Origin of the sequence: Vibrio splendidus, assembly GCF_003345295.1 — a bacterium.
In the GTDB taxonomy this organism is placed as follows: Bacteria; Pseudomonadota; Gammaproteobacteria; order Enterobacterales; family Vibrionaceae; genus Vibrio; species Vibrio splendidus_K.
Genome location: NZ_CP031055.1, coordinates 3,233,932 through 3,258,651 on the forward strand (window position 1 = coordinate 3,233,932; position 24,720 = coordinate 3,258,651).

General features: G+C 45.5%; 12 protein-coding genes, 10 tRNA genes and 3 rRNA genes. 19 read left to right on the plus strand and 6 right to left on the minus strand.

Annotated features, from left to right (window positions below; translation table 11 throughout):
• The first annotated feature begins 319 nt into the window (after window positions 1–319).
• The 8 genes from DUN60_RS14540 (at window position 320) to DUN60_RS14575 (ending at window position 5,987) form a co-directional block, all read left to right on the plus strand.
• Window positions 320–1,874, plus strand: a 16S ribosomal RNA gene (locus tag DUN60_RS14540).
• A 122-nt stretch (window positions 1,875–1,996) separates the two neighbouring features.
• Window positions 1,997–2,072: transfer RNA gene (locus tag DUN60_RS14545), tRNA-Glu, on the plus strand.
• 2 nt (window positions 2,073–2,074) lie between these two features.
• Window positions 2,075–2,150, plus strand: a tRNA-Lys gene (locus tag DUN60_RS14550).
• Between the two features lie 25 nt (window positions 2,151–2,175).
• A tRNA-Ala gene (locus tag DUN60_RS14555) sits at window positions 2,176–2,251 on the plus strand.
• A gap of 29 nt (window positions 2,252–2,280) precedes the next feature.
• Window positions 2,281–2,356 (plus strand) — tRNA-Val (locus tag DUN60_RS14560).
• 344 nt (window positions 2,357–2,700) lie between these two features.
• Window positions 2,701–5,594, plus strand: a 23S ribosomal RNA gene (locus DUN60_RS14565).
• Between the two features lie 115 nt (window positions 5,595–5,709).
• Window positions 5,710–5,825, plus strand: a 5S ribosomal RNA gene (rrf, locus tag DUN60_RS14570).
• The 16S, 23S and 5S rRNA genes sit together here with 5 tRNA genes alongside, the layout of an rRNA operon.
• A 71-nt stretch (window positions 5,826–5,896) precedes the next feature.
• A tRNA-Ser gene (locus tag DUN60_RS14575) sits at window positions 5,897–5,987 on the plus strand.
• 125 nt (window positions 5,988–6,112) lie between these two features.
• On the opposite strand, the gene ilvY is transcribed toward DUN60_RS14575, so the two are convergent.
• Window positions 6,113–7,003, minus strand: a complete 891-nt coding sequence (ilvY, locus tag DUN60_RS14580) for an HTH-type transcriptional activator IlvY (protein WP_114634160.1) — start codon at window positions 7,001–7,003, stop codon at window positions 6,113–6,115.
• Between the two features lie 146 nt (window positions 7,004–7,149).
• Between ilvY and ilvC the strand changes: the two genes are divergently transcribed.
• Window positions 7,150–8,634, plus strand: coding sequence for a ketol-acid reductoisomerase (gene ilvC / locus DUN60_RS14585; protein ID WP_102463260.1), 1,485 nt, complete (start codon window positions 7,150–7,152; stop codon window positions 8,632–8,634).
• A gap of 282 nt (window positions 8,635–8,916) precedes the next feature.
• Here ilvC and ubiK read toward each other — a convergent pair whose 3' ends face one another.
• The 4 genes from ubiK to DUN60_RS14605 form a co-directional block, all read right to left on the minus strand.
• Window positions 8,917–9,168 (minus strand): ubiquinone biosynthesis accessory factor UbiK, encoded by a 252-nt coding sequence (gene ubiK, locus DUN60_RS14590; RefSeq protein WP_004735787.1) that lies wholly within the window; start codon window positions 9,166–9,168, stop codon window positions 8,917–8,919.
• Window positions 9,169–9,287: 119 nt separating this feature from the next.
• The gene (locus DUN60_RS14595; RefSeq protein ID WP_054548022.1) at window positions 9,288–12,410 is read right to left on the minus strand and encodes a multidrug efflux RND transporter permease subunit; all 3,123 of its coding nucleotides are present in this window, start codon (window positions 12,408–12,410) and stop codon (window positions 9,288–9,290) included.
• A gap of 11 nt (window positions 12,411–12,421) precedes the next feature.
• Window positions 12,422–13,528 carry an efflux RND transporter periplasmic adaptor subunit gene (locus DUN60_RS14600; protein ID WP_065207387.1) on the minus strand — a complete coding sequence of 369 codons (1,107 nt, stop codon included), beginning with the start codon at window positions 13,526–13,528 and terminating at the stop codon, window positions 12,422–12,424.
• Window positions 13,529–13,546: 18 nt separating this feature from the next.
• Window positions 13,547–14,128, minus strand: coding sequence for a TetR/AcrR family transcriptional regulator (locus DUN60_RS14605; RefSeq protein WP_198137852.1), 582 nt, complete (start codon window positions 14,126–14,128; stop codon window positions 13,547–13,549).
• A gap of 180 nt (window positions 14,129–14,308) precedes the next feature.
• On the opposite strand from DUN60_RS14605, the gene rep reads away from it, so the two are divergent.
• Complete coding sequence (gene rep, locus DUN60_RS14610; RefSeq protein WP_114634161.1) at window positions 14,309–16,327, plus strand: DNA helicase Rep; 2,019 nt, start codon at window positions 14,309–14,311, stop codon at window positions 16,325–16,327.
• A 95-nt stretch (window positions 16,328–16,422) separates the two neighbouring features.
• Here rep and DUN60_RS14615 read toward each other — a convergent pair whose 3' ends face one another.
• Window positions 16,423–16,836 (minus strand): c-type cytochrome, encoded by a 414-nt coding sequence (locus DUN60_RS14615; RefSeq protein ID WP_054548019.1) that lies wholly within the window; start codon window positions 16,834–16,836, stop codon window positions 16,423–16,425.
• Window positions 16,837–17,132: 296 nt separating this feature from the next.
• Between DUN60_RS14615 and DUN60_RS14620 the strand changes: the two genes are divergently transcribed.
• From DUN60_RS14620 to DUN60_RS14660, 9 genes are all read left to right on the plus strand, one after another.
• Window positions 17,133–17,209: transfer RNA gene (locus DUN60_RS14620), tRNA-Arg, on the plus strand.
• Between the two features lie 49 nt (window positions 17,210–17,258).
• A tRNA-His gene (locus DUN60_RS14625) sits at window positions 17,259–17,334 on the plus strand.
• 77 nt (window positions 17,335–17,411) lie between these two features.
• A tRNA-Pro gene (locus DUN60_RS14630) sits at window positions 17,412–17,488 on the plus strand.
• 44 nt (window positions 17,489–17,532) lie between these two features.
• Window positions 17,533–17,608, plus strand: a tRNA-His gene (locus DUN60_RS14635).
• 55 nt (window positions 17,609–17,663) lie between these two features.
• A tRNA-Pro gene (locus DUN60_RS14640) sits at window positions 17,664–17,740 on the plus strand.
• Between the two features lie 1,343 nt (window positions 17,741–19,083).
• Window positions 19,084–20,811, plus strand: a complete 1,728-nt coding sequence (locus tag DUN60_RS14645; protein ID WP_004735537.1) for a dipeptide ABC transporter ATP-binding protein — start codon at window positions 19,084–19,086, stop codon at window positions 20,809–20,811.
• A gap of 94 nt (window positions 20,812–20,905) precedes the next feature.
• Complete coding sequence (locus tag DUN60_RS14650) at window positions 20,906–22,459, plus strand: ABC transporter substrate-binding protein (RefSeq protein WP_054548018.1); 1,554 nt, start codon at window positions 20,906–20,908, stop codon at window positions 22,457–22,459.
• A gap of 180 nt (window positions 22,460–22,639) precedes the next feature.
• Window positions 22,640–23,617 carry an ABC transporter permease gene (locus tag DUN60_RS14655; protein ID WP_004735540.1) on the plus strand — a complete coding sequence of 326 codons (978 nt, stop codon included), beginning with the start codon at window positions 22,640–22,642 and terminating at the stop codon, window positions 23,615–23,617.
• Between the two features lie 2 nt (window positions 23,618–23,619).
• On the plus strand, window positions 23,620–24,558 hold the full coding sequence (locus tag DUN60_RS14660; protein WP_004735541.1) for an ABC transporter permease: 939 nt from the start codon (window positions 23,620–23,622) through the stop codon (window positions 24,556–24,558).
• Window positions 24,559–24,720 lie beyond the last annotated feature (162 nt).

Below are 24,720 nucleotides of genomic sequence, written 5' to 3' on the forward strand. Positions count from 1 at the left end.
ACTAAAACTTAAATCGCTAAAATGGCCGTCCGATTTGAGCGAAGCTCAAAAAGGAAAGCTCTTTAACAATTTAAACCTATCAATCTGTGTGGGCACTCGTTGATGAATATCAAAACGTTATTACTTAGGTAGTAACAGTTACTTCGGTAACAAACTTGATTTCAATGAACTGAGTGACCAATACAAAGTTAAGTTTACTTAATTTTGGCACAGTCAATTCATTACCATTCTGTTGGAATGGTAATAGCTTTAGAATTACATGTTCATGTTTACATGAATATTAGTTTTGAAGTCAGTATTCGTTGAGTCACAAAATCTTAAATTGAAGAGTTTGATCATGGCTCAGATTGAACGCTGGCGGCAGGCCTAACACATGCAAGTCGAGCGGAAACGACACTAACAATCCTTCGGGTGCGTTAATGGGCGTCGAGCGGCGGACGGGTGAGTAATGCCTAGGAAATTGCCTTGATGTGGGGGATAACCATTGGAAACGATGGCTAATACCGCATAATGCCTACGGGCCAAAGAGGGGGACCTTCGGGCCTCTCGCGTCAAGATATGCCTAGGTGGGATTAGCTAGTTGGTGAGGTAATGGCTCACCAAGGCGACGATCCCTAGCTGGTCTGAGAGGATGATCAGCCACACTGGAACTGAGACACGGTCCAGACTCCTACGGGAGGCAGCAGTGGGGAATATTGCACAATGGGCGAAAGCCTGATGCAGCCATGCCGCGTGTATGAAGAAGGCCTTCGGGTTGTAAAGTACTTTCAGTTGTGAGGAAGGGTGTGTAGTTAATAGCTGCATATCTTGACGTTAGCAACAGAAGAAGCACCGGCTAACTCCGTGCCAGCAGCCGCGGTAATACGGAGGGTGCGAGCGTTAATCGGAATTACTGGGCGTAAAGCGCATGCAGGTGGTTCATTAAGTCAGATGTGAAAGCCCGGGGCTCAACCTCGGAACTGCATTTGAAACTGGTGAACTAGAGTGCTGTAGAGGGGGGTAGAATTTCAGGTGTAGCGGTGAAATGCGTAGAGATCTGAAGGAATACCAGTGGCGAAGGCGGCCCCCTGGACAGACACTGACACTCAGATGCGAAAGCGTGGGGAGCAAACAGGATTAGATACCCTGGTAGTCCACGCCGTAAACGATGTCTACTTGGAGGTTGTGGCCTTGAGCCGTGGCTTTCGGAGCTAACGCGTTAAGTAGACCGCCTGGGGAGTACGGTCGCAAGATTAAAACTCAAATGAATTGACGGGGGCCCGCACAAGCGGTGGAGCATGTGGTTTAATTCGATGCAACGCGAAGAACCTTACCTACTCTTGACATCCAGAGAAGCCAGCGGAGACGCAGGTGTGCCTTCGGGAGCTCTGAGACAGGTGCTGCATGGCTGTCGTCAGCTCGTGTTGTGAAATGTTGGGTTAAGTCCCGCAACGAGCGCAACCCTTATCCTTGTTTGCCAGCGAGTAATGTCGGGAACTCCAGGGAGACTGCCGGTGATAAACCGGAGGAAGGTGGGGACGACGTCAAGTCATCATGGCCCTTACGAGTAGGGCTACACACGTGCTACAATGGCGCATACAGAGGGCAGCAAGCTAGCGATAGTGAGCGAATCCCAAAAAGTGCGTCGTAGTCCGGATTGGAGTCTGCAACTCGACTCCATGAAGTCGGAATCGCTAGTAATCGTGAATCAGAATGTCACGGTGAATACGTTCCCGGGCCTTGTACACACCGCCCGTCACACCATGGGAGTGGGCTGCAAAAGAAGTGGGTAGTTTAACCTTTCGGGGAGGACGCTCACCACTTTGTGGTTCATGACTGGGGTGAAGTCGTAACAAGGTAGCCCTAGGGGAACCTGGGGCTGGATCACCTCCTTATACGAAGATACCACGATGAGTGTCCACACAGATTGATTAGGTTTAGAAAAGCAAAGAGAAGAAGAACTCCCAAGGTTCTTCGAAGTTTGTTTCTACTTTTAAAGTGGAGATAAACTAGCAGTGTCCCGTTCGTCTAGAGGCCTAGGACACCGCCCTTTCACGGCGGTAACAGGGGTTCGACTCCCCTACGGGATACCATTGGGTCGTTAGCTCAGTTGGTAGAGCAGTTGACTTTTAATCAATTGGTCGCAGGTTCGAATCCTGCACGACCCACCATTTCCTCCCAAGGAAATAAAAATATGGGGCTATAGCTCAGCTGGGAGAGCGCCTGCCTTGCACGCAGGAGGTCTGCGGTTCGATCCCGCATAGCTCCACCATTCCTTCCATAAGGAATTAAAACTTTTATGGGCGATTAGCTCAGTTGGGAGAGCACCTGCCTTACAAGCAGGGGGTCACTGGTTCGAGCCCGGTATCGCCCACCATCTTTAAGCATTCTCGTAAGAGAGTCTTTAAAAATGGGTTTGAAAGTTTAACACTTAAAACTCTTGCTCTTTAACAATTTGGAAAGCTGACTGATTGATTACTTACGAGTAATTCAATCAAATTTAAAAGTTCTCAATGTTTATCTTTCATTAGATAAACACAACAAACACATTCAAGTGTCTTGTATTCGAATCAAATAAATTTGATTCACAATTGAGTCCGGCAAACAGTCATCAAGAATTAACCCTTCTTGATGACAACCAAAAACCTTGGTTAGTTGCCATACGCTTATTTGTCTTCACTTTTTAAAGTGAAAGCAAATAGAAACCCTTTCGGGTTGTATGGTTAAGTGACTAAGCGTACACGGTGGATGCCTTGGCAGTCAGAGGCGATGAAAGGCGTAATAACTTGCGATAAGCCCAGATTAGGTAGTAATAACCTTTTGAGTCTGGGATTCCTGAATGGGGAAACCCACTTGCATAAGCAAGTATCCTGTTGTGAATACATAGCAACAGGAGGCAAACCGGGGGAACTGAAACATCTAAGTACCCCGAGGAAGAGAAATCAACCGAGATTCCGAAAGTAGCGGCGAGCGAAATTGGATTAGCCCTTAAGCTTTTAATGAGACAGACGAAGGCTCTGGAAAGTGCCGCAGTAAAGGGTGATAGCCCCGTAGTCGACATCTCATAATCAGTGAAAACGAGTAGGGCGGGACACGTGATATCCTGTCTGAATATGGGGGGACCATCCTCCAAGGCTAAATACTACTGACTGACCGATAGTGAACCAGTACCGTGAGGGAAAGGCGAAAAGAACCCCTGTGAGGGGAGTGAAATAGAACCTGAAACCGTGTACGTACAAGCAGTAGGAGCACCTTCGTGGTGTGACTGCGTACCTTTTGTATAATGGGTCAGCGACTTAATTTTAGTAGCAAGGTTAACCGTTTAGGGGAGCCGTAGGGAAACCGAGTCTTAACTGGGCGTACAGTTGCTAGGATTAGACCCGAAACCAGGTGATCTAGCCATGGGCAGGTTGAAGGTTGAGTAACATCAACTGGAGGACCGAACCGACTAATGTTGAAAAATTAGCGGATGACTTGTGGCTAGGGGTGAAAGGCCAATCAAACCTGGAGATAGCTGGTTCTCCCCGAAAGCTATTTAGGTAGCGCCTCGGACGAATACTACTGGGGGTAGAGCACTGTTAAGGCTAGGGGGTCATCCCGACTTACCAACCCTTTGCAAACTCCGAATACCAGTAAGTACTATCCGGGAGACACACGGCGGGTGCTAACGTCCGTCGTGGAGAGGGAAACAACCCAGACCGCCAGCTAAGGTCCCAAAGTATAGCTAAGTGGGAAACGATGTGGGAAGGCTCAGACAGCCAGGATGTTGGCTTAGAAGCAGCCATCATTTAAAGAAAGCGTAATAGCTCACTGGTCGAGTCGGCCTGCGCGGAAGATGTAACGGGGCTAAGCTATACACCGAAGCTGCGGCTACGTACCTTAGGGTATGTGGGGTAGGGGAGCGTTCTGTAAGCCGTTGAAGGTGGTCTGTAAGGGCTGCTGGAGGTATCAGAAGTGCGAATGCTGACATGAGTAACGATAAAGGGAGTGAAAAACTCCCTCGCCGGAAGACCAAGGGTTCCTGTCCAACGTTAATCGGGGCAGGGTAAGTCGACTCCTAAGGCGAGGCCGAAAGGCGTAGTCGATGGGAAACGGGTTAATATTCCCGTACTTCTTACAATTGCGATGGGGGGACGGAGAAGGCTAGGTGGGCCTGGCGACGGTTGTCCAGGTTCAAGTATGTAGGCGGAAAGTTTAGGTAAATCCGGACTTTCATTAACGCTGAGATACGATGTCGAGCTACTACGGTAGTGAAGTCATTGATGCCATGCTTCCAGGAAAAGCCTCTAAGCTTCAGATTGTAAGGAATCGTACCCCAAACCGACACAGGTGGTCGGGTAGAGAATACCAAGGCGCTTGAGAGAACTCGGGTGAAGGAACTAGGCAAAATGGTACCGTAACTTCGGGAGAAGGTACGCTCTTATCAGTGAAGTCCCTTGCGGATGGAGCAGACGAGAGTCGCAGATACCAGGTGGCTGCAACTGTTTATTAAAAACACAGCACTGTGCAAAATCGTAAGATGACGTATACGGTGTGACGCCTGCCCGGTGCCGGAAGGTTAATTGATGGGGTTAGACTTCGGTCGAAGCTCTTGATCGAAGCCCCGGTAAACGGCGGCCGTAACTATAACGGTCCTAAGGTAGCGAAATTCCTTGTCGGGTAAGTTCCGACCTGCACGAATGGCGTAATGATGGCCACGCTGTCTCCACCCGAGACTCAGTGAAATTGAAATCGCTGTGAAGATGCAGTGTACCCGCGGCTAGACGGAAAGACCCCGTGAACCTTTACTACAGCTTGGCACTGAACATTGAACCTACATGTGTAGGATAGGTGGGAGACTATGAAATTGCGTCGCTAGATGTGATGGAGTCGTCCTTGAAATACCACCCTTGTAGTTTTGATGTTCTAACGTTGGTCCCTGAATCGGGATTACGGACAGTGCCTGGTGGGTAGTTTGACTGGGGCGGTCTCCTCCCAAAGAGTAACGGAGGAGCACGAAGGTGGGCTAAACACGGTTGGACATCGTGTGGTTAGTGCAATGGCATAAGCCCGCTTGACTGCGAGAATGACAATTCGAGCAGGTGCGAAAGCAGGTCATAGTGATCCGGTGGTTCTGAATGGAAGGGCCATCGCTCAACGGATAAAAGGTACTCCGGGGATAACAGGCTGATACCGCCCAAGAGTTCATATCGACGGCGGTGTTTGGCACCTCGATGTCGGCTCATCACATCCTGGGGCTGAAGTCGGTCCCAAGGGTATGGCTGTTCGCCATTTAAAGTGGTACGCGAGCTGGGTTTAGAACGTCGTGAGACAGTTCGGTCCCTATCTGCCGTGGGCGTTGGAAAATTGAAAGGGGCTGCTCCTAGTACGAGAGGACCGGAGTGGACGAACCTCTGGTGTTCGGGTTGTCATGCCAATGGCATTGCCCGGTAGCTAAGTTCGGAATCGATAACCGCTGAAAGCATCTAAGCGGGAAGCGAGCCTTGAGATGAGTTTTCCCTGGCACTATAAGTGTCCTAAAGGGTTGTCGTAGACTACGACGTTGATAGGCAGGGTGTGTAAGTGCTGCGAGGCATTGAGCTAACCTGTACTAATTGCCCGTGAGGCTTAACCATACAACACCCAAGGGGTTTTGTGGACTCAGAAGTACCAGACCTTGAATGCGTTTGAAGAGAAATACTTTTATAGCTCTATTAAATAGAGAAACAGCTTTCCGAATTTTAAAATTTGCTTGGCGACCATAGCATTGTGGACCCACCTGATTCCATGCCGAACTCAGAAGTGAAACACAATAGCGCCGATGGTAGTGTGGGGTTTCCCCATGTGAGAGTAGGACATCGCCAGGCTTTAAATATCGTTACCTGTGTATGCATGTAACAACATCTACAGTGTACTAATCTGTTGATGACAATTTGTTGGAGGGATGGCTGAGTGGTCGAAAGCACCGGTCTTGAAAACCGGCAACCGTTAATAGCGGTTCTAGGGTTCAAATCCCTATCCCTCCACCACCATTGAAAAGCCCGCTGAGAAATCAGCGGGCTTTTTTCATATTTGTCGTTTAGAAAAACAAAAAAGAGCACTAACGTGCTCTTTATCTGTGACTCCACACCGGCTTGTTATCACTTATAGATAACTAGTCTTGGAGGTATTTACCTTCAGCGACCTGCCAAAATGCTCTAATTAACGGATTTTCTAGCTGCGATCGCTTACAGCACACTCCCAATTCAAACGGATTGATGGGCTCTATTTTTAAGCGGTCGACTTTATCTCTCACAGGGCTGTTGTTGATTACAACGTCTGGCGCGATACCAACCCCACAACCAAGAGCAACCATACTTACGATCGCTTCATGACCTGATACCTGAGCGTAAATGTTGGGCTTTATCTTCATCTTTTTGAACCACGCGTTCGCACGTTCTCGTGCAGTACCTGCTTCTGGGATGATAAAAGGTACTTCATTCCAGTTTGGTTTATCTGATTGCAGCTGCTGGCTAAAACTACTCACACCGGATGGGATGATGACTGACAGTGGTATATCGCTGATGGTTTCGAACTCTAATCTTGAGGGAAGAATGTCTGGCTTCGCTGAGATAGCGATATCTGCTTCATCATTTAAAATTTTGTCGATAGATTGAGCCGGATCGCCTGTAGAGAGCTTAAATTCAATGTACGGATGAATAGCTCTGAATTCTGTTATGAGCTCAGGTAGGTGGCTGTAACTAGCCGTTACCGAGCAAAATATGCGAATTTCACCTTTAAGTTCTTGCTCACCACCTTTCAGGTGAAGATTGTATTGCTGCCACTCTCCAACGATGCTTAATGCTACTGGCAATAGGTGCTTTCCTGCTGGAGTGAGATCAACACTGCGGTTATCTCTGATAAGCAATTCTTGCCCCGTTTCTTCTTCAAGCTTTTGTACCTGACGACTAAGTGCTGAAGGACTGACGTGCATAGCAGCAGCGGTTTTGCTGAAACTTTTGCTATCACATAAATGTATAAATAATTGTAGAGATTTTATGTTCATGTTTTGCGATCGTTTCCATGTTGCATTTATTGCAATAACTAATTGTGAATATATCACTTTCAGCAACGGAGTGTCTGTTTTAGTATGAAGTCATTCGATAGAGAGATATCGACCTTACGGACTTATTTTTAAAGGAGTGCCCTAGAATGGCTAACTATTTCAATACATTAAACCTTCGTGAACAACTTGACCAATTGGGTCGTTGCCGCTTCATGGATCGTGAAGAATTCACGACAGAAGCTGAATATCTTGAAGGTAAGAAAATCGTAATTGTTGGTTGTGGTGCTCAAGGCCTAAACCAAGGTCTGAACATGCGTGATTCTGGCTTAGACGTATCTTACGCTCTACGCCAAGCGGCAATTGATGAAAAGCGTCAATCATTCAAAAACGCTGATGAAAACGGCTTTGTTGTGGGTAGTTACGAAACGCTAATCCCTCAAGCAGATCTAGTTATCAACCTTACTCCAGACAAGCAACATACAAACGTTGTTGAAACAGTAATGCCTCTAATGAAGCAAGGCGCTGCTCTTGGTTATTCTCATGGCTTTAACGTTGTTGAAGAAGGCATGCAATTACGTTCTGACCTTACGGTTGTTATGGTTGCGCCTAAGTGTCCTGGTTCTGAAGTACGTGAAGAGTACAAGCGTGGCTTCGGTGTACCAACACTGATCGCTGTTCACCCAGAAAATGACCCTAAAGGCGAAGGTTGGGATATCGCTAAAGCTTGGGCTGCTGGTACTGGCGGTCACCGTGCAGGTTGCCTAGAGTCTTCTTTCGTAGCTGAAGTTAAATCTGACCTTATGGGTGAGCAAACTATTCTTTGTGGCATGCTTCAAGCGGGTTCTATCGTATCTTACGAGAAGATGATTGCTGACGGTATTGAACCAGGTTATGCAGGTAAACTTCTACAATATGGTTGGGAAACGATCACTGAAGCACTTAAGTTCGGTGGCGTAACTCATATGATGGACCGTCTATCTAACCCAGCTAAAGTTAAAGCGTTTGAGCTTTCTGAAGAGCTAAAAGATCTAATGCGTCCGCTTTACAACAAGCACATGGATGACATCATCTCTGGCCACTTCTCTAGCACTATGATGGCTGACTGGGCGAACGATGACGTGAACCTACTAGGCTGGCGTGAAGAGACAGGTGCAACTGCATTCGAAAACTACCCAACTTCTGACGTAGAAATCTCAGAGCAAGAGTACTTCGATAACGGTATCCTAATGGTTGCTATGGTTCGTGCTGGTGTTGAGCTAGCATTCGAAGCTATGACAGCATCTGGCATCATCGATGAGTCTGCTTACTACGAGTCTCTACATGAGCTTCCACTAATCGCAAACACAGTTGCTCGTAAGCGTCTTTACGAAATGAACGTTGTAATCTCTGATACAGCTGAGTACGGTAACTACCTATTCGCTAACGTAGCAACACCGTTACTACGTGAGAAGTTCATGCCTTCAGTAGCAACTGACGTAATCGGCCGCGGTCTAGGTGAAACATCTAACCAAGTTGATAACGCTAAGCTAATTGAAGTAAACGAAGCTATCCGTAACCACCCTGTAGAGTACATTGGTGAAGAGCTACGTAGCTACATGAGCGACATGAAGCGTATCGCTGTAGGCGGTTAATTAGTCGCTTAGATACTGATAAATTTGCAGAAAAAGCGAAGCAGTATCACTAACTCCTTACAGGTTGGAGTTATAAATAAGCAACACAACATCTAATAAAAAGGCTTGGTCGCCGTTGACCAAGCCTTTTTGCTTTTAGTAACAAAGTCTTAAAAATCAATCAAATGAACATTTGAACATTGTTTGATCAGTCTTCGTCGACTTTTAGTTCTTGATTGATCTTCAGAAATACAAAAGGGTTGGTGCTTTCACACCAACCCTTTCAGTTTTCTTGCTTTACGCTTACTTGTCGGCAATCTTTGCTTCTAAGTCCGTTAGCTTTTGTTCCATTTCAGTCAGCTTTTGGCGAGTGCGCAGTAGTACTTGTGTTTGAACATCAAATTCTTCACGGCTTACAACGTCTAGCTTGTTCAGTTGGCCTTGGATAACCTGACGAACTTTTTGATCTACGTCTGAACCAAGCTCTTTTACTGGTTGAGGCATAGAATCGTGGATCTGCTTAGCAATCTGCTCTAGTTTTTTTGGATCAAACATATCAATTAAAACTCCTGAATATTTATCACTATTCTATTTAATCACACTTGAGATGTCGCCTATGGCGTACAAAAAAAGGCCACCGAAGTAGCCTTTTTATTGTTATTACGACTTAGTGATTACTTATTATCAGCTAATTCTCTGTGCGCTGCTTTTGCTTCATCGACGCGAGCTAGCTTTTCTAGGTCTTTGTCTTCAACAAATACAGGCAGAGGTTTGTGTTTTTCAGCCAAGTAGCTGTAAATCACTGGCAGTACAAATAGCGTGAAGATAGTACCAATCGCTAGACCTGCAACGATTACGATACCAATACTGAAACGTTGAGCCGCACCCGCACCACTTGCGTACATTAGTGGGATTAGACCCGCGATCATCGCAGCCGTTGTCATCAGGATTGGACGAAGACGAACCTTCGCCGCTTCCATTACCGCTTCAATACGAGTCTTGTGATTGTGTAGCTGTTCTTCTTTCGCTACCTCACAGATCAAGATACCGTGCTTGGTAATCAGGCCGACCAAGGTGATCAAACCAACTTGCGAGTAGATGTTCATCGTTGCCGCACCCCAAGCCAGAGCTATTAGGGCACCACAAATCGCTAGTGGTACAGATACCATGATAACCAGTGGATCTTTTAGAGATTCAAACTGAATCGCCAATACCAAGAAGATGATAGCCAACGCTAAACCAAAGGTCGCGTAAAGTGCGCTACCTTCTGTTACGTATTGGCGCGCTTCACCCATGTAGTCATGGTTGTAGCCACTTGGAAGCTTATTTGCTGCCGTGTCTTCAAACCACGCAATTGCATCACCCATTGCAGCGCCTGGAGCCGGTACCGCACCAATTGTAGCCGAGTTCAATTGGTTGAAGTGAGGAAGAGAGCGAGGCTCTGCCACAACATCAATCGTAATCAAACTGCCTAGAGGAACGGCGTTACCATCAGCGGCACGTACGTAGTAGTTGTTCATTGACTCTGGGTTCAAACGGAATTTACGTTCAACTTGAGGAATAACCTCGTAAGAACGGCCATTCAAGTCGATACGGTTTACGTAGCCATCTGACATCATGGTACCGAGTGTGATACCGATATCTTGCATGGTCACGCCGTATGCGCCCGCTTTATCCTTGTCAATGTTGATCTTCATGGTTGCCGAGTCGTAGTTCAGGTCGAGATCTGAATACACGAACAGTGGATTTGAAGAGACATCAGCCAGAATGTCTGTGGTGATTTGGAACAAGCTTTCAAAACTGTTTGGCGTTGTAATAACAAACTGAATTGGAAGACCTGAACCGGCACCTGGTAGTTCTGGCATTTGGAATGCAGTTACCGCCATTCCTGGAACGTCTTTCACCAAATTACCAACGCGGTTTGCTACTTCAGACTGGCTTGCTTCACGCTCACTCCATGGAACCATAGATGCGATACCAAAAGCTTGGTTTGCATTAGGCACACCTGTAAATACTTGCGCGTAAGCTACTTCTGGCTGATCAGACAGAATCTTGTTTACGTCGTTCATGGTGTTTTGCATGAAGTCTAAGTTCGCATTCGACGGTGCTGTACCCATCAACATGATTACACCTTTATCTTCTGAAGGTGCTAACTCACTAGGGATGAACTTGAACAACAACGGCAAACTTGCAAATACGATGATAGCAAAACCAATAAATACTGGACGATGTTGCATTACCGCACCAAGCATACGCTCGTAACGGTTAGTCATGCCATCCAGCACGCTGTGAACTTTCTGCTCAAACTTGCTCGGCTCAGCGTGAGCTTTTAGCATTTTTGAACACATCATTGGCGATAGCGTTAGTGCCACGATACCCGAAACAAAAACTGAACCAGCTAGGGTTAACGCAAACTCTTTAAATAGCGAGCCTGTGATACCACCCATCATCGCGATTGGAGCGTATACCGCACCTAGCGTTAATGTCATTGCAATAACAGGGATCGCAATTTCACGAGTACCGATAATTGCTGCTCGGAAAGGGGATTCCCCGAGCTTGATATGCCGGTCGACGTTCTCTAGTACTACGATTGCATCATCTACTACCAGGCCGATGGCGAGTACCATTGCCAGTAGTGTCATCAGGTTCCAAGAGAAGCCCATTGCCTGCATCACCATTGCCACACCAATCAAAGACAGTGGAATAGTCACGATAGGGATCAGTACCGCTCGGAATGAACCTAAGAACAAGGTAATTACGATCAATACGATTAATGCTGCTTCAAGGATGGTCTTAATAACCTCTTGAATTGATTCGTTAATCGCAATGGTTGAATCGTACATTACATTCATAGAGATGTTGCTTGGTAGGTTCTTCTCTAGTTGAGGAAGAAGCTCAAGTACATCTGCAGCGATGTTGATTGGGTTAGCACTTGGTGCCGCGTTAATAGCTGCAACAACCGCTTCTTGACCATTAGCACTTGCGCGGTAAATGTCGTGGCTTTTCTCTAGCGAAACCTTAGCGATGTCGGATAGGCGAATGATCTCACCTTCACCGCTCTTCACTACTAGGTTTTCTAATTCTTCAGTGTTTGATACCTGAGTATCTGCACTGCCGTTGTAAAGCACGAACTCACCGGTCGCTTGACCTGTCGCTGATTGGTAGTTGTTAGCGTTCAGTACCGTCATCACATCAGATGCAGTTAGGCTAACCGCCGCCATTTTTGATGGGTCTAGCCATACGCGCAGTGCGTATTTCATACCACCATATAGGTCAACTTTGGATACACCATTTACCGTAAATAGCTGCGGGTTGATTACACGCTCTAGATAATCAGTAATTTGGCTCGACACCAACTCGTCACTGGTAAAGCCAATGTAGAGTACCGCTGTCGTTGAACCCGTAGACATAGTTACGGTTGGATCTTCGGCTTCTTTAGGAAGCTGAGACCGTACCGAGTTTGTCTTGGCCAGTATGTCTGACAACGCCGCATTCGGGTCGGTGTTCAGCTTCATGTTTACGGTAATCGTAGAACTACCAAGTACAGAAGAAGAAGTCATATAGTCGATATTATCCGCTTGAGCCACAGCCTGTTCGAGGGGCTGGGTGATAAAGCCTTGGATAAGATCGGCACTTGCACCGTAGTAACTCGTGGTTACGGTTACGACGGTATTCGTCATTTCAGGGTATTCACGCACCTGCATTTTGAAGATTGCTTGTAAGCCAAGCAGAGCAATCAAAAAGCTGATGGATACCGCTAGAACTGGACGTTTAATAAAAACATCAGTAAAGCGCATTGTGCCTCCAGTTACAGCTTAGGTGTTTCAGATGGTGGAGTGATTGCATCACTTTCAACAACCTTAACTTTGGCACCGTTACTTAGACGTACTTGGCCAGAAGTTACAACTGTATCACCGGCTTTAACGCCTTCAAGGATGTGTGCGATCTCAGCTGTACGCTCACCTACTTTTACAACATGTTGAGCAACACGTTGAACGCCGTCTTCTTCCGTAAGGATGTAAACATTGTCACCATATAAAGTGAAAGTAATCGCTGTTTGAGGCAAGGTTACTTGGTTCTCTAGCTTAGGCAGAATGATGTTAGCGCGAGCGAACATGCCGCTACGAAGTTGGCCATCATTGTTTGGAATATCCGCTTGAACTTGAATAAGACCACTTTGGATACTTACCGCTGGTTCAATGGCACTGATAGAGCCTTCAAACGGTTTCTCCGGGTAAGCATCAACAAAGATGTCGATAGCCTGACCAACATTGATACGAGAGATATCTGTTTGAGATACAGTAAAGCGTAGGCGCATCACGCTGGTATCTTCTAAACGAACGATATCTGTACCTGATTGCAGGTATTGACCTAGGTACACGTTACGAATACCCACCTTGCCATCGAAAGGAGCACGAATTTCACGGCGTTCGATAGATGCTTTTAGGCTTTCAATATCAGCAGATAGAGAGTAGTAGTTTGCTTCTGCTTCATCGTATGCTTCTTTTGAAATAGAACCTTTCTTATACAGGCCTTGGTAGCGTTTGTATTTTGCTTTTGCCGCAGGCAGGCGAGCTTCAGAACTCTTTAGATTTGCCTTTTCTACGCCAGAATCAAGGCGAACAAGAAGTTGGTCATTTTTAACATCAGTACCAGAACCAAAGGAGATTTGGTCAATAACACCGCTGGTTTCATTTGCTAGCGTGACACCTTGGTTAGGTTCGATGAAGCCGATAGCTTCAATTACTGGAACCCAGTCGATCGGCTGAACTTCAGTAACCGTTACTGGAAACTCTGGTTCAGGGCGGTTGGCCATATACTCAGCAATTTTTTGTTGTTTGAACATGTTGAACCCAATAACGCTGCCGAAAAGAAGTACAGCGATGAGTAACATGAAGAAAGTCCACTTTTTCATTATGGTCAAAACTCCGATCTAGTGTTTAATTATTGCATCCCAACTGGCTTCTATTGCAGATTCTAGTTCTGCCTCGTCGAGTTGGTAAAATCCTAAAGAATGCTTTCGCGCTAGAGATACGCTAGCCGCTAAGCTCAAGCCGCTTAATACTTCATTATCAAGTGGTTTAAACAGTCCTTGCTCTTTACCCTCATTAAATAGCAGCTCAACTTGGGCAAACATTTTACGTTCTAGTTCCCTGAAGTTTAGGCTATTTGTGATGGGCAGTGAGTCATATTGAACCCGATTTTTTATCGCGGCTAAGTTCGTTCCCGCTAAGTTCCATATGTTCAACCACATAGTACGGTAGCGTTGCTTAATTGGATCCGAATCATCAACCCCTTCTTGAACAGCATCTGCTACTCGTTGAGTCACGAGCACTCGAACATCATCTATCAAGTGGTCTTTATCATCGAAGTAGCGGTAGATAGTGCCTGCAGCAACTCCCGCCTCTTTGGCTAATTTTTGCATTGAAAGGCCTTGAAAGCCGACCTCCGCAATGAGCTTTTCAGCGGCAGAAAGTATTTGTTGGCGTTTATCCTGAGGTGCATGAGTTGTCATTATTCCATCACCAGTGAATGAACGTTCATTCATTATAGCCCAAGAACCATACACATGTGCAACAAAGTTTTACACAAGTAGCGTAAAAATCTTGTATAAGAGAACGTAGCATTCGTGGTGTTGCAGCATTATTATAGGCGCGCAATTGAATTCGCCCCTCTAGACCAAATTGAGAATCAAATGAGACTGAACCCAAGACAAGATGAAGCCGTGAAGTATGTTTCTGGCCCCTGCTTAGTATTAGCGGGCGCTGGATCGGGTAAAACACGTGTTATCACCAACAAGATTGCTTACTTGGTTCAAGAGTGTGGCTACAAGGCTCGTAATATTGCAGCGGTAACCTTTACCAATAAAGCGGCACGCGAGATGAAAGAGCGTGTGGGTCAAACTCTGGGTAAAGGTGAATCTAAAGGTCTGATCGTTTCAACGTTCCATACCATGGGTTTAACTATCATTCGCCGAGAATACAAAGCGCTGGGTCTGAAAGCAGGATTCTCGTTATTTGATGATCAAGACCAGTTAGCTCTACTTAAAGAATTAACCGAAACACAGATCGATGGTGATAAGGATCTGCTGCGTTCTTTGATGAGTACCATCTCAAATTGGAAGAACGACATGCTGACGCCAGATCAGGCGAAAGCAAGAGCTCAAGGTGAACAAGAGCAGTTGTTTGCATTCTGTTTTGAGATGTATCAGAAACAGATGAAGGCCTATAACGCGCTCGATTTTGATGATCTGATTGCGATGCCGGTATTGTTACTGAAAACCAATCAAGAAGTGCGTGACCGCTGGCAGTCTCGCATTCGCTATTTACTGGTCGATGAGTACCAAGATACCAACACCAGTCAATATGAGTTGGTTCGTTTACTAGTAGGAGAGCGTGGTCGCTTAACGGTAGTAGGTGACGATGACCAATCTATCTATTCATGGCGTGGTGCAAAGCCGCAAAACTTGGTGTTGCTGGGTGAGGACTATCCGAATCTTCGCTTGATCAAACTCGAGCAAAACTATCGCTCAACCAGTCGAATATTACGTGCGGCGAACATCTTGATCGCCAACAACCCACACGTTTATGAAAAGTCACTGTTCTCAGAGATCCCGGACGGTGAAAAGCTCAAGGTACTGAATGCTAAGAATGAAGAGCATGAAGCAGAGCGTATTACCGGCGAGATAATCGCCCACAAGTTTCTGAATCGCACAGAATATAAAGATTACGCAGTACTTTACCGAGGTAATCATCAATCGCGCTTGATTGAAAAAGCCTTGATGCAGAACCGTGTGCCTTACAAGATCTCTGGTGGTACCTCTTTCTTTGCTAGAGCTGAGATTAAAGACATCATGGCTTACCTACGTGTGTTGGTGAACCCTGATGATGACAACGCCTTCCTGCGTATTGTGAATACGCCGCGTCGTGAGATCGGCCCTGTTACGCTGGAAAAATTAGGCAGCTACGCCAACATGCGCGGTAAAAGTCTGTTTGAAGCCAGCTTCGAAATGGGTTTAGAGCAAACGCTGACGGGCCGTGGTTTAGAAAACCTACGTCGCTTCGGTGATTGGATTGTTCGAATTTCAGATAATGCTGAACGTGGTAATACAGTTGAGGCGGTTCGCTCTTTGGTTCGTGACATCAATTACGAAGATTGGCTCTACGAAACCTCTCCAAGCCCGAAGGCCGCAGAGATGCGAATGAAGAACGTCTCTGATCTCTATAGTTGGATTGTGGCCGACCTCGAAGGTGATAATTATGATAAAGAAGAGAAGACGCTACGAGAGGTTGTTCAACGTTTAACTTTGCGCGACATGATGGAGCGTGGGGAAGATAATGACGATGCAGACCAAGTTCAACTAATGACATTGCACGCTTCGAAAGGCCTAGAGTTTCCGTATGTATTCTTGATGGGGGCTGAAGAGGGCATCTTGCCACACCAAACCAGTGTTGATGAAGGTAATGTAGAAGAAGAGCGTCGTCTTATGTACGTAGGGATTACGCGAGCGCAAAAAGAGCTGACCTTTACTAAGTGTCGTGAACGTCGTCAGTACGGTGAATTGATTAAGCCAACACAAAGCCGCTTCCTTGACGAGTTGCCGCATGATGATGTTGAGTGGGAAAGCGTTAAGAAACCACAATCCGCTGAAGAAAGAATGGAAAAAGGACAGGCACACATTGCTAATATTCGTGCGATGTTCAACAAAAAGTAGCGTCTGGTTCTGAAAGCATTAAATAGAGACAAATAAAAAGGTGACCATAGGGTCACCTTTTTTGAATCTGGCACTTTTAATTACAGATCGGTAAATTACAGACCAGCAATCATGTGCTCGATAGCATCTTTGATTTCGTCGTCTGAACAGTCCATACATGAACCTTTCGCTGGCATTGCATTAAAGCCGTTGATTGCGTGGTTAGCTAGGATATCGCGACCTTGAGCTATACGAGGTCCCCAATCACCAGCATCACCTGTTTTAGGGGCGCCACTTACGCCAGATGCGTGACAAGCGATACAAAAGGTACCGTAAACTGTTGCGCCATCACGAGGGCCTGTTGGTTCTGCGGCTACTGGTTCGCTGCCGACTAGGTAAACTTGACCAACTGGTTTGATGCGTTCAGCAATTGCATCTTGCTCTGCTTCGCTAAGGCCTGAAGCCATTGCGCCAGTTGAAAAGGTTAAAACTGCGATGACAACGCTTAAAATTCGACGAGACATATCCATTAAACTCACTTTACATTCCCAAGGTAAGTACGTGCTTACCAATTTATAGTGTTGGAGGGTGTTTTGGCTTCACCAGCAAAGAGCAACTGTTAAACCAATGTAAATAATGGGTGATTATATCCCGATAAGTTGTTGCAATAAACAACAACTTATAAGCTGTGGCGGGTTGTAGTACTCAAATAAGGGGTTTATCACATATTAACTGTCGAAAAAGAGACCAAACAGAAAAAAAAGTTAAAAAAGTACTAGACGGCATTGGGTGATATACGTATTATTCCACTCCGCCGACAGGGCATGCGCCTGTAGCTCAGCTGGATAGAGCGTTGGCCTCCGGAGCCAAAGGCCGAAGGTTCGAATCCTTTCAGGCGCGCCATCCGGTCTCTTACTTCGGTAAGTGAGAAATTGGCAAAAAAGAAATAATGGTGGCTATAGCTCAGTTGGTAGAGCCCTGGATTGTGATTCCGGTGGTCGCGAGTTCGAATCTCGTTAGCCACCCCATTCTTTCTTTACAAAATATCGGTAGCTTCGGCTTCCAGTGTTGATTCATTATTCCCAAGAGTCGATACAAAATTAGTCGGTGAATAGCGCAGCTTGGTAGCGCATCTGGTTTGGGACCAGAGGGTCGGGGGTTCGAATCCCTCTTCACCGACCACTATTTCAATAATCGCTTTTAAGCGGTTATATAAAAAATTAGTGGTGGCTATAGCTCAGTTGGTAGAGCCCTGGATTGTGATTCCGGTGGTCGCGAGTTCGAATCTCGTTAGCCACCCCATTAATTTTGGTAGCTTCTTTGAAGTTCCCTGTTTGAGAAATCAAACGAAACGTCTCGGTGAATAGCGCAGCTTGGTAGCGCATCTGGTTTGGGACCAGAGGGTCGGGGGTTCGAATCCCTCTTCACCGACCACCTTAAGAAGCCTCGTCAGAAATGACGGGGCTTTTTTACGCCTGGAATTTAGATAATTTGAGACCAGAGGGTCGTGGGCTGGATCGCCAGTCCGATCAAACCCCTCTTCACCGACCACCTTAAGAAAGCTCATCAGAATTGATGAGCTTTCTTTCTATCTGGAGAAAAGATAATGGTGTATTCGGGGGCTGGAAGCCCAGTCGCATCAAATCCTTCTTCACCGATCACCTTTAAGAAAGCTCATCAGAAATGATGAGCTTTTTTTTCATCTGTAGATCACTAGATTGGAACCCAAGTGGGGTTCGCCTGATGTTCAAAGAATGTCTCTTCACCTATCACTTAAGAAGCCTCAACTAGCCGTCCGCGTCAGAAATGACGGGGCTTTTTTACATCAGGAATTTTAGATAGTTGGGGCCAGAAGATCGTGGGCTGGATCGCCAGCTCGGCGGTTCGTCAGGCCACAGGAAGCGCTTCCGTGCCGAATCTCTCTTTATTTACCACAATAGAGGTTTCAGTCGAAAGGTTGAGGTTTTTGACATCTGTCGTTGAAGTTATTTTTGATTTTGAATACTGATACCCTAAATATTTCAACGTCTTGTTTGATATAGCCTTCGCAAGATCCATCGTTTTATATAAAGCGATCTCTTACCTTTTTTCTAGATTATCGCGCCTTTCTAGAGATGTCGGCTTTATTAAATGGGCTGATCGATATCTAATTTTATATAAAATTCACCGCCAATCATTCGACAAATTAATAGGTTTAGTCTAAAGATTTCTATGAAAAGTGAAATTTGACGCTGAATATGTTCTCTAAGGCCTGTATTTGACAGTTTTCTTTACATCAAGTCGCTCAAAATCGTCTCCATTTTAGTAAGTCTCTCGTTTCACTGGTTGGTATTCGCTGAAATGATGTTAGGGGTAATATATATGGTTAATATGCTTCTATCTGGTTGTTTTGTTTGCTTAAATGACAAAAATTAGCGTTTGTTTCTATAGTGTTAATTGTTTTTTGGAATAATTATTTGTTTTTAGTGACTGGTAGTGAGATCTGCTTTTAACCATAGGTTTAACTCTACAAGTAAGTGGTAGTAAGGGATTTGTGAGTATTTATTATCGACAATAGAATGTTGATTTTTATTACTATATGCTCTCTGGGTGAATAGTTATGTGGTGCTTTTGCTTGTTAAGCGTTTAATGTCGACTTTTTATCCTATTTTTGTTGCTTTTCTGTGAATTATTTGCCAAATTGTCAACCGTATAAAATATCAGAACAATATTCTGGTAAGAATGGATTCAATTTTGCAGACAGGGCAGAGAGCTGCCAAAGCAGTAGAGGTCTGGTAATGTCACTTTTAGAAGTAAAAAATCTTCGTATCGAATACCCATCTCGTCATGGAGTTCACGCAGCAGTAAAATCGCTTTCGTTCAACATTGAACGTGGTGAGATTGTTGGCGTTGTAGGGGAGTCTGGTGCCGGTAAATCAACAGTAGGCAATGCTGTGATCGATCTACTGAGCCCTCCTGGTCGCATTGCTAGCGGCGAGGTATTTTTGGATGGCGAAAAAGTCTCTGGCTTATCTCCTGAACAGATGCGTTCTGTTCGCGGCTCAAAGATTGGTTTTATCTTCCAAGACCCAATGACTTCTCTTAACCCTCTATTCACAGTAGAGCAGCAGTTAAAAGAAACGATTCATGCCAACATGAAGGTTTCGGATCAAGAAGCTTACCAACGCTCATTAGACTTGATGAACCAAGTTGGTATTCCGCAACCAGAAAACCGTTTAAAGCAGTACCCACACCAATTCTCTGGCGGTATGCGTCAGCGTGTTGTTATCGCGATCGCATTGGCAGGTGAACCTGACTTAATCATCGCAGATGAACCAACAACCGCACTGGATGTGTCTATCCAAGACCAGATTTTGGGTTTAATTCGCGACCTATGTATTAAGAAGAACGTAGGTTGTATGTTGGTCACGCACGACATGGGTGTCGTATCTAACGTTACCGATCGCGTAGCGGTTATGTATCGTGGTGATTTAGTTGAGTTTGGCCCGACGGCGAAAGTCCTTGGTACTCCTGAACACCCTTACACGCACAGTCTTATCTCAGCGGTTCCGCGTTCAGATCGTAAACTCGATCGTTTCCCTCTTGTGAGCTACATCGAAGAAGCGCACGAGATGGAACCACTTGATGTGAAAAACCACTGGTTAGGTCAAAGCCAAGATCACCGTGATTACACTGGCCCGTTGTTGAATGTTGAAAACGTCAACTTACGCTTTACCACCAAGGATTCTTTCTTTGAGAGTCGTCGTGAGTACGTTCAGGCGTCAAACAATGTGAGCTTTGAAGTACACGAAGGTGAAACTTTTGGTCTTGTGGGTGAATCTGGTTCGGGTAAATCAACGATTGCTCGTGTGATTGCTGGCTTGTACGCACCCAACTCAGGCAAAGTGACCTTTGAAGGTATTGACCTTACTGGGCTTAAGTCTGAGAAAGAGCGTCGCCCAATGCGTCGCCAAATGCAGATGGTGTTCCAAAACCCATACACATCAATGAATCCTCGAATGAAGATCTTCGACATCATTGCTGAACCTATCCGATTCCATAAGCTTACGCGCAACGAGAATGAAACTCGTCAGATCGTTCACGACCTGCTAGAGCACGTTGGTTTAGGCAAGATGGCTGGAGTTAAATACCCACACGAATTCTCAGGTGGCCAACGTCAGCGTATTTCTATCGCTCGCGCCTTGGCAACTCGCCCACGTCTTCTGATTTGTGATGAACCTACGTCGGCGCTGGATGTGTCGGTACAGGCTCAGATTCTTAATCTATTAAAAGACTTACAAGACGAGCTCAACCTAACCATGCTGTTCATCAGTCACGATTTACCGGTTATTCGTCAAATGTGTGATCGTGTTGGTGTGATGCAAATGGGAGAGCTATTGGAAGTAGCGCCAACAGAGCAGTTGTTCCAATCGCCTCAGCATGAATACAGCAAACACCTAATTTCTTTAATGCCTGAATTTACGGGTTTAAGAGAAGAAAAAGCAGTGGCAAAAGCCGCGATATAAAAATCAGCAGGCTGGAGTTTGGCTTGCTAAAAACAATAAACAGACGCAAATACAACAACTAGGGATCTGGATTCCCGCATGAAGGAGTTATGCAATGAAAACCATGAAAAGCAAATTAGCAGTAGCTTTAATGGCAGCTGGCCTAAGCTTTAGTGCAGCAGCAGCAGATATTACCGTTGGCTACGCAGCTGACCCGGTATCACTTGACCCGCACGAGCAGCTGTCTGGTGGCACACTGCAAATGTCTCACATGGTGTTTGACCCTCTAGTACGTTTCACTCAAGAGATGGATTTTGAAGGCCGCCTAGCATCTAGCTGGGAGCGTGTTGATGATACGACTTTCCGTTTTAACCTACGTAAAGGTGTGAAATTCCACTCTGGTAACGAACTGACTGCTGATGATGTTGTGTGGACTTTTGAACGTCTACAAGCTTCTCCAGACTTTAAGTCTATCTTCACGCCATACGAAAAAATGGTAAAAGTGGATGACTACACAGTTGAGCTAGTATCAAAAGCGGCTTACCCACTAGTACTACAAACAGCAACTTACATCTTCCCAATGGACAGCAAGTTTTACTCTGGTCAAACAGCGGAAGGTAATGATAAATCTGAGCTAGTTAAGCACGGTAACTCGTTCGCTTCGACTAACGTTTCAGGTACTGGCCCATTCATCGTAACTCAACGTGAGCAAGGCGTTAAAGTAACGTTCGAGCGTTTCAACGATTACTGGGACACAGAAACTGAAGGTAACGTAGACAAGCTAACACTTGTGCCAATCAAAGAAGATGCAACGCGTGTAGCAGCACTTCTTTCTGGTGACGTGGATATGATTCACCCAGTAGCACCAAATGATCACAAGCGTGTTAAAAACGCTAAGAACATCGATCTAGTAACGCTACCTGGTACTCGTATCATTACGTTCCAAATGAACCAAAACAGCAACGAAGCACTGAAAGATGTGCGCGTTCGTCAAGCAATCGTTCATGCGATTAACAATGAAGGTATTGTTAAGAAAATCATGAAAGGTTTCGCGACAGCTGCTGGTCAGCAAAGCCCAACAGGCTACGCGGGTCACAACGAAGATCTAGTTCCTCGTTACGATCTGAAAAAAGCGAAAGAGCTGATGAAAGAAGCGGGCTACGAAGATGGCTTTACACTAACTATGGCAGCGCCTAACAACCGTTACGTGAACGATGCGAAAGTAGCGCAAGCGTCTGCGGCAATGCTGTCTAAGATTGGTATCAAAGTTGATCTTAAGACGATGCCTAAAGCACAGTACTGGCCTGAGTTTGACCTATGTTCAGCAGACATGATGATGATCGGCTGGCACTCAGATACAGAAGATTCAGCTAACTTCAACGAGTTCCTAACGATGACTCGTAACGAAGAGACTGGCCGTGGTCAATACAACTGTTCTGGTTACTCAAACCCAGAAATGGATGCGATTGTAGAAGCTTCTAACACTGAAACTGACCCTGTTAAGCGTTCTAAGATGCTGAAAGGCGTTGAAGCAACACTTTACAATGACGCAGTATTCGTACCTCTACACTGGCAAAGTGAAGCGTGGGGCGCGAAATCTAACGTAGGTGCAGCAGACGTAGTAAACCCAATGGTTATGCCTTACTTCGGCGACCTAGTTGTAAAATAATCTAGCTTGCTAGAATCGAGAGCCTGAAGCTTTCAGGCTCTCAATATTATTAAGATATAGATTTAAGTTTCGGTATTTGGTCTTCCTTCAGTCTGGCTAAATACCTTTTTTAAGACTGAATTTTTTGTTGTCTAGTCGCGGATTTCGATTAGACAGTCATGGATAGATAAGGGGCAAGGAATGGTTACGTTTCTGGTCAAGCGCCTGTTTCAGGCACTGATAGTGATGTTTGTGATCAGTTTGGTGGCGTTTGCCATTCAGGATAACCTGGGCGACCCGTTACGTGAGTTAGTCGGTCAATCTGTTTCAGAGGCGGAGCGTCAAGCGCTACGCGATGAACTCGGCTTAAATGATCCCTTCGTTACAAAATATACTCGCTTTATAGGCGCAGCCCTACAAGGTGATCTTGGTACTTCATATTTCTTTAAACGCCCTGCTGTGGACGTAATTTTAGACAAATTGGTCGCGACGCTTGAACTTGTGTTCGGTGCTTCTCTGATTATTGTTTGTCTGTCGATTCCATTAGGCGTTTATTCTGCAATACACCCAAAAAGTTTCTTCACTAAATTGGTCATGGCGGGTAGTAGTATCGGCATCTCGGTACCTGTTTTCTTAACTGCAATCATGCTGATGTATGTGTTCTCTATTGAGCTAGGTTGGCTACCGTCATTTGGACGTGGTGATACGGCAAACTGGTTTGGTTGGGAGTCTGGCTTCTTAACGCTCGATGGCCTTGCACACTTGGTACTGCCGAGTATTGCTCTAGCATCTATCATGCTGCCTCTGTTTATTCGTCTAGTTCGTTCTGAAATGCTAGAAGTTCTAAGTTCTGAATACATTAAGTTTGGTAAAGCGAAAGGCCTAGCGCTAAACAAAATCTATTATCAACACGCATTGAAAAACACCATGCTACCGGTTCTTACTGTTGGTGGTGTTCAGATTGGTACTATGGTGGCATACACCATTCTTACTGAAACGGTTTTCCAGTGGCCTGGCACAGGTTTCTTATTTTTAGAAGCGATCAACCGTGTAGATACACCGCTGATTACCGCATACGTTATTTTTGTTGGTCTTATTTTCGTAGTGACTAACACGATTGTTGATTTGCTTTACGGTGTTATCAACCCAACCGTTAACATCACAGGGAAAGGAGCATAATCATGGAACAGACATCGACAGTGCCGTCTCGCTGGGAACGTTTTAAGCAATCAGACATTGTGTATTACTTCTTACGCGACAAAGTGGCAATGGTGAGTTTCGCCATTTTCTCAATCTTCTTAGTGATGGCACTAGCAGCACCTATTCTAGCGCCAACAGACCCGTACGACGTGACATCGATTGATATCATGGATTCAGAGCTGCCACCATCATGGATGGAAGACGGCGAAGAACGTTTCTTGCTCGGAACGGATGAGCAAGGCCGTGATATTTTATCTACCATGCTTTACGGTTCGCGCTTATCACTGACCATTGGTTTCTTAGCGGTAGGCCTACAACTGACGCTTGGTATCATCATTGGCTTATCTGCGGGTTATTTCGGTGGCCGTATTGATAGCTTCTTGATGCGTTTCGCTGATGTTCAGCTTTCGTTCTCAACCATGATGGTTGCGATCATTGTCTCGGCCATCTTTAAGGCTAGCTTTGGCAGTGACTTCTATGCGCAATATGCCGTTGTTATGCTGGTGGTGATCATCGGTATTGCTGAATGGCCGCAGTATGCTCGTACAATTCGTGCATCGGTATTGGCAGAGAAGAAGAAAGAGTATGTAGAAGCGGCACGTGTGATGGGCTTTAGAGCGCCTCGCATCATGTTCCGTCATATTCTGCCTAACTGTTTATCTCCAATTTTGGTTATCTCTACGGTACAGGTGGCAAATGCCATCATGTCAGAAGCGGCACTTTCTTTCCTAGGTTTAGGTCTTCCGGTAGACCAACCGTCACTGGGTGCTCTGATCAGTACAGGTTTTAACTACATTTTCTCAGGAGCATGGTGGATCACAGCATTCCCAGGTGTGCTTTTGGTAACATTGGTTCTAGTTATTAACCTATTAGGCGATTGGTTACGTGACGTGTTTAACCCTAAAATTTATAAAGGGTGATAGCTCTGATTGATTTTTAGATAAAAAAGTCACTAAATTAAGAGCCGTAAGCAATTACGGCTCTTTTTTTGCTTAATGGATCTGGAACTTAGTACCATTGATAGTGTCAATAATACTTAAAATGGAATTCATGTTTTATCGACATTGATTCGGTAATAATTA

Bases quoted from the DNA above. Each gene is read 5' to 3' on its own strand.
- ilvY (WP_114634160.1), bottom strand. From the start codon at position 7,003: ATGAACATAAAATCTCTACAATTATTTATACATTTATGTGATAGCAAA.
- ilvC (WP_102463260.1), top strand. From the start codon at position 7,150: ATGGCTAACTATTTCAATACATTAAACCTTCGTGAACAACTTGACCAA.
- ubiK (WP_004735787.1), bottom strand. From the start codon at position 9,168: ATGTTTGATCCAAAAAAACTAGAGCAGATTGCTAAGCAGATCCACGAT.
- DUN60_RS14595 (WP_054548022.1), bottom strand. From the start codon at position 12,410: ATGCGCTTTACTGATGTTTTTATTAAACGTCCAGTTCTAGCGGTATCC.
- DUN60_RS14600 (WP_065207387.1), bottom strand. From the start codon at position 13,528: ATGAAAAAGTGGACTTTCTTCATGTTACTCATCGCTGTACTTCTTTTC.
- DUN60_RS14605 (WP_198137852.1), bottom strand. From the start codon at position 14,128: ATGACAACTCATGCACCTCAGGATAAACGCCAACAAATACTTTCTGCC.
- rep (WP_114634161.1), top strand. From the start codon at position 14,309: ATGAGACTGAACCCAAGACAAGATGAAGCCGTGAAGTATGTTTCTGGC.
- DUN60_RS14615 (WP_054548019.1), bottom strand. From the start codon at position 16,836: ATGGATATGTCTCGTCGAATTTTAAGCGTTGTCATCGCAGTTTTAACC.
- DUN60_RS14645 (WP_004735537.1), top strand. From the start codon at position 19,084: ATGTCACTTTTAGAAGTAAAAAATCTTCGTATCGAATACCCATCTCGT.
- DUN60_RS14650 (WP_054548018.1), top strand. From the start codon at position 20,906: ATGAAAACCATGAAAAGCAAATTAGCAGTAGCTTTAATGGCAGCTGGC.
- DUN60_RS14655 (WP_004735540.1), top strand. From the start codon at position 22,640: ATGGTTACGTTTCTGGTCAAGCGCCTGTTTCAGGCACTGATAGTGATG.
- DUN60_RS14660 (WP_004735541.1), top strand. From the start codon at position 23,620: ATGGAACAGACATCGACAGTGCCGTCTCGCTGGGAACGTTTTAAGCAA.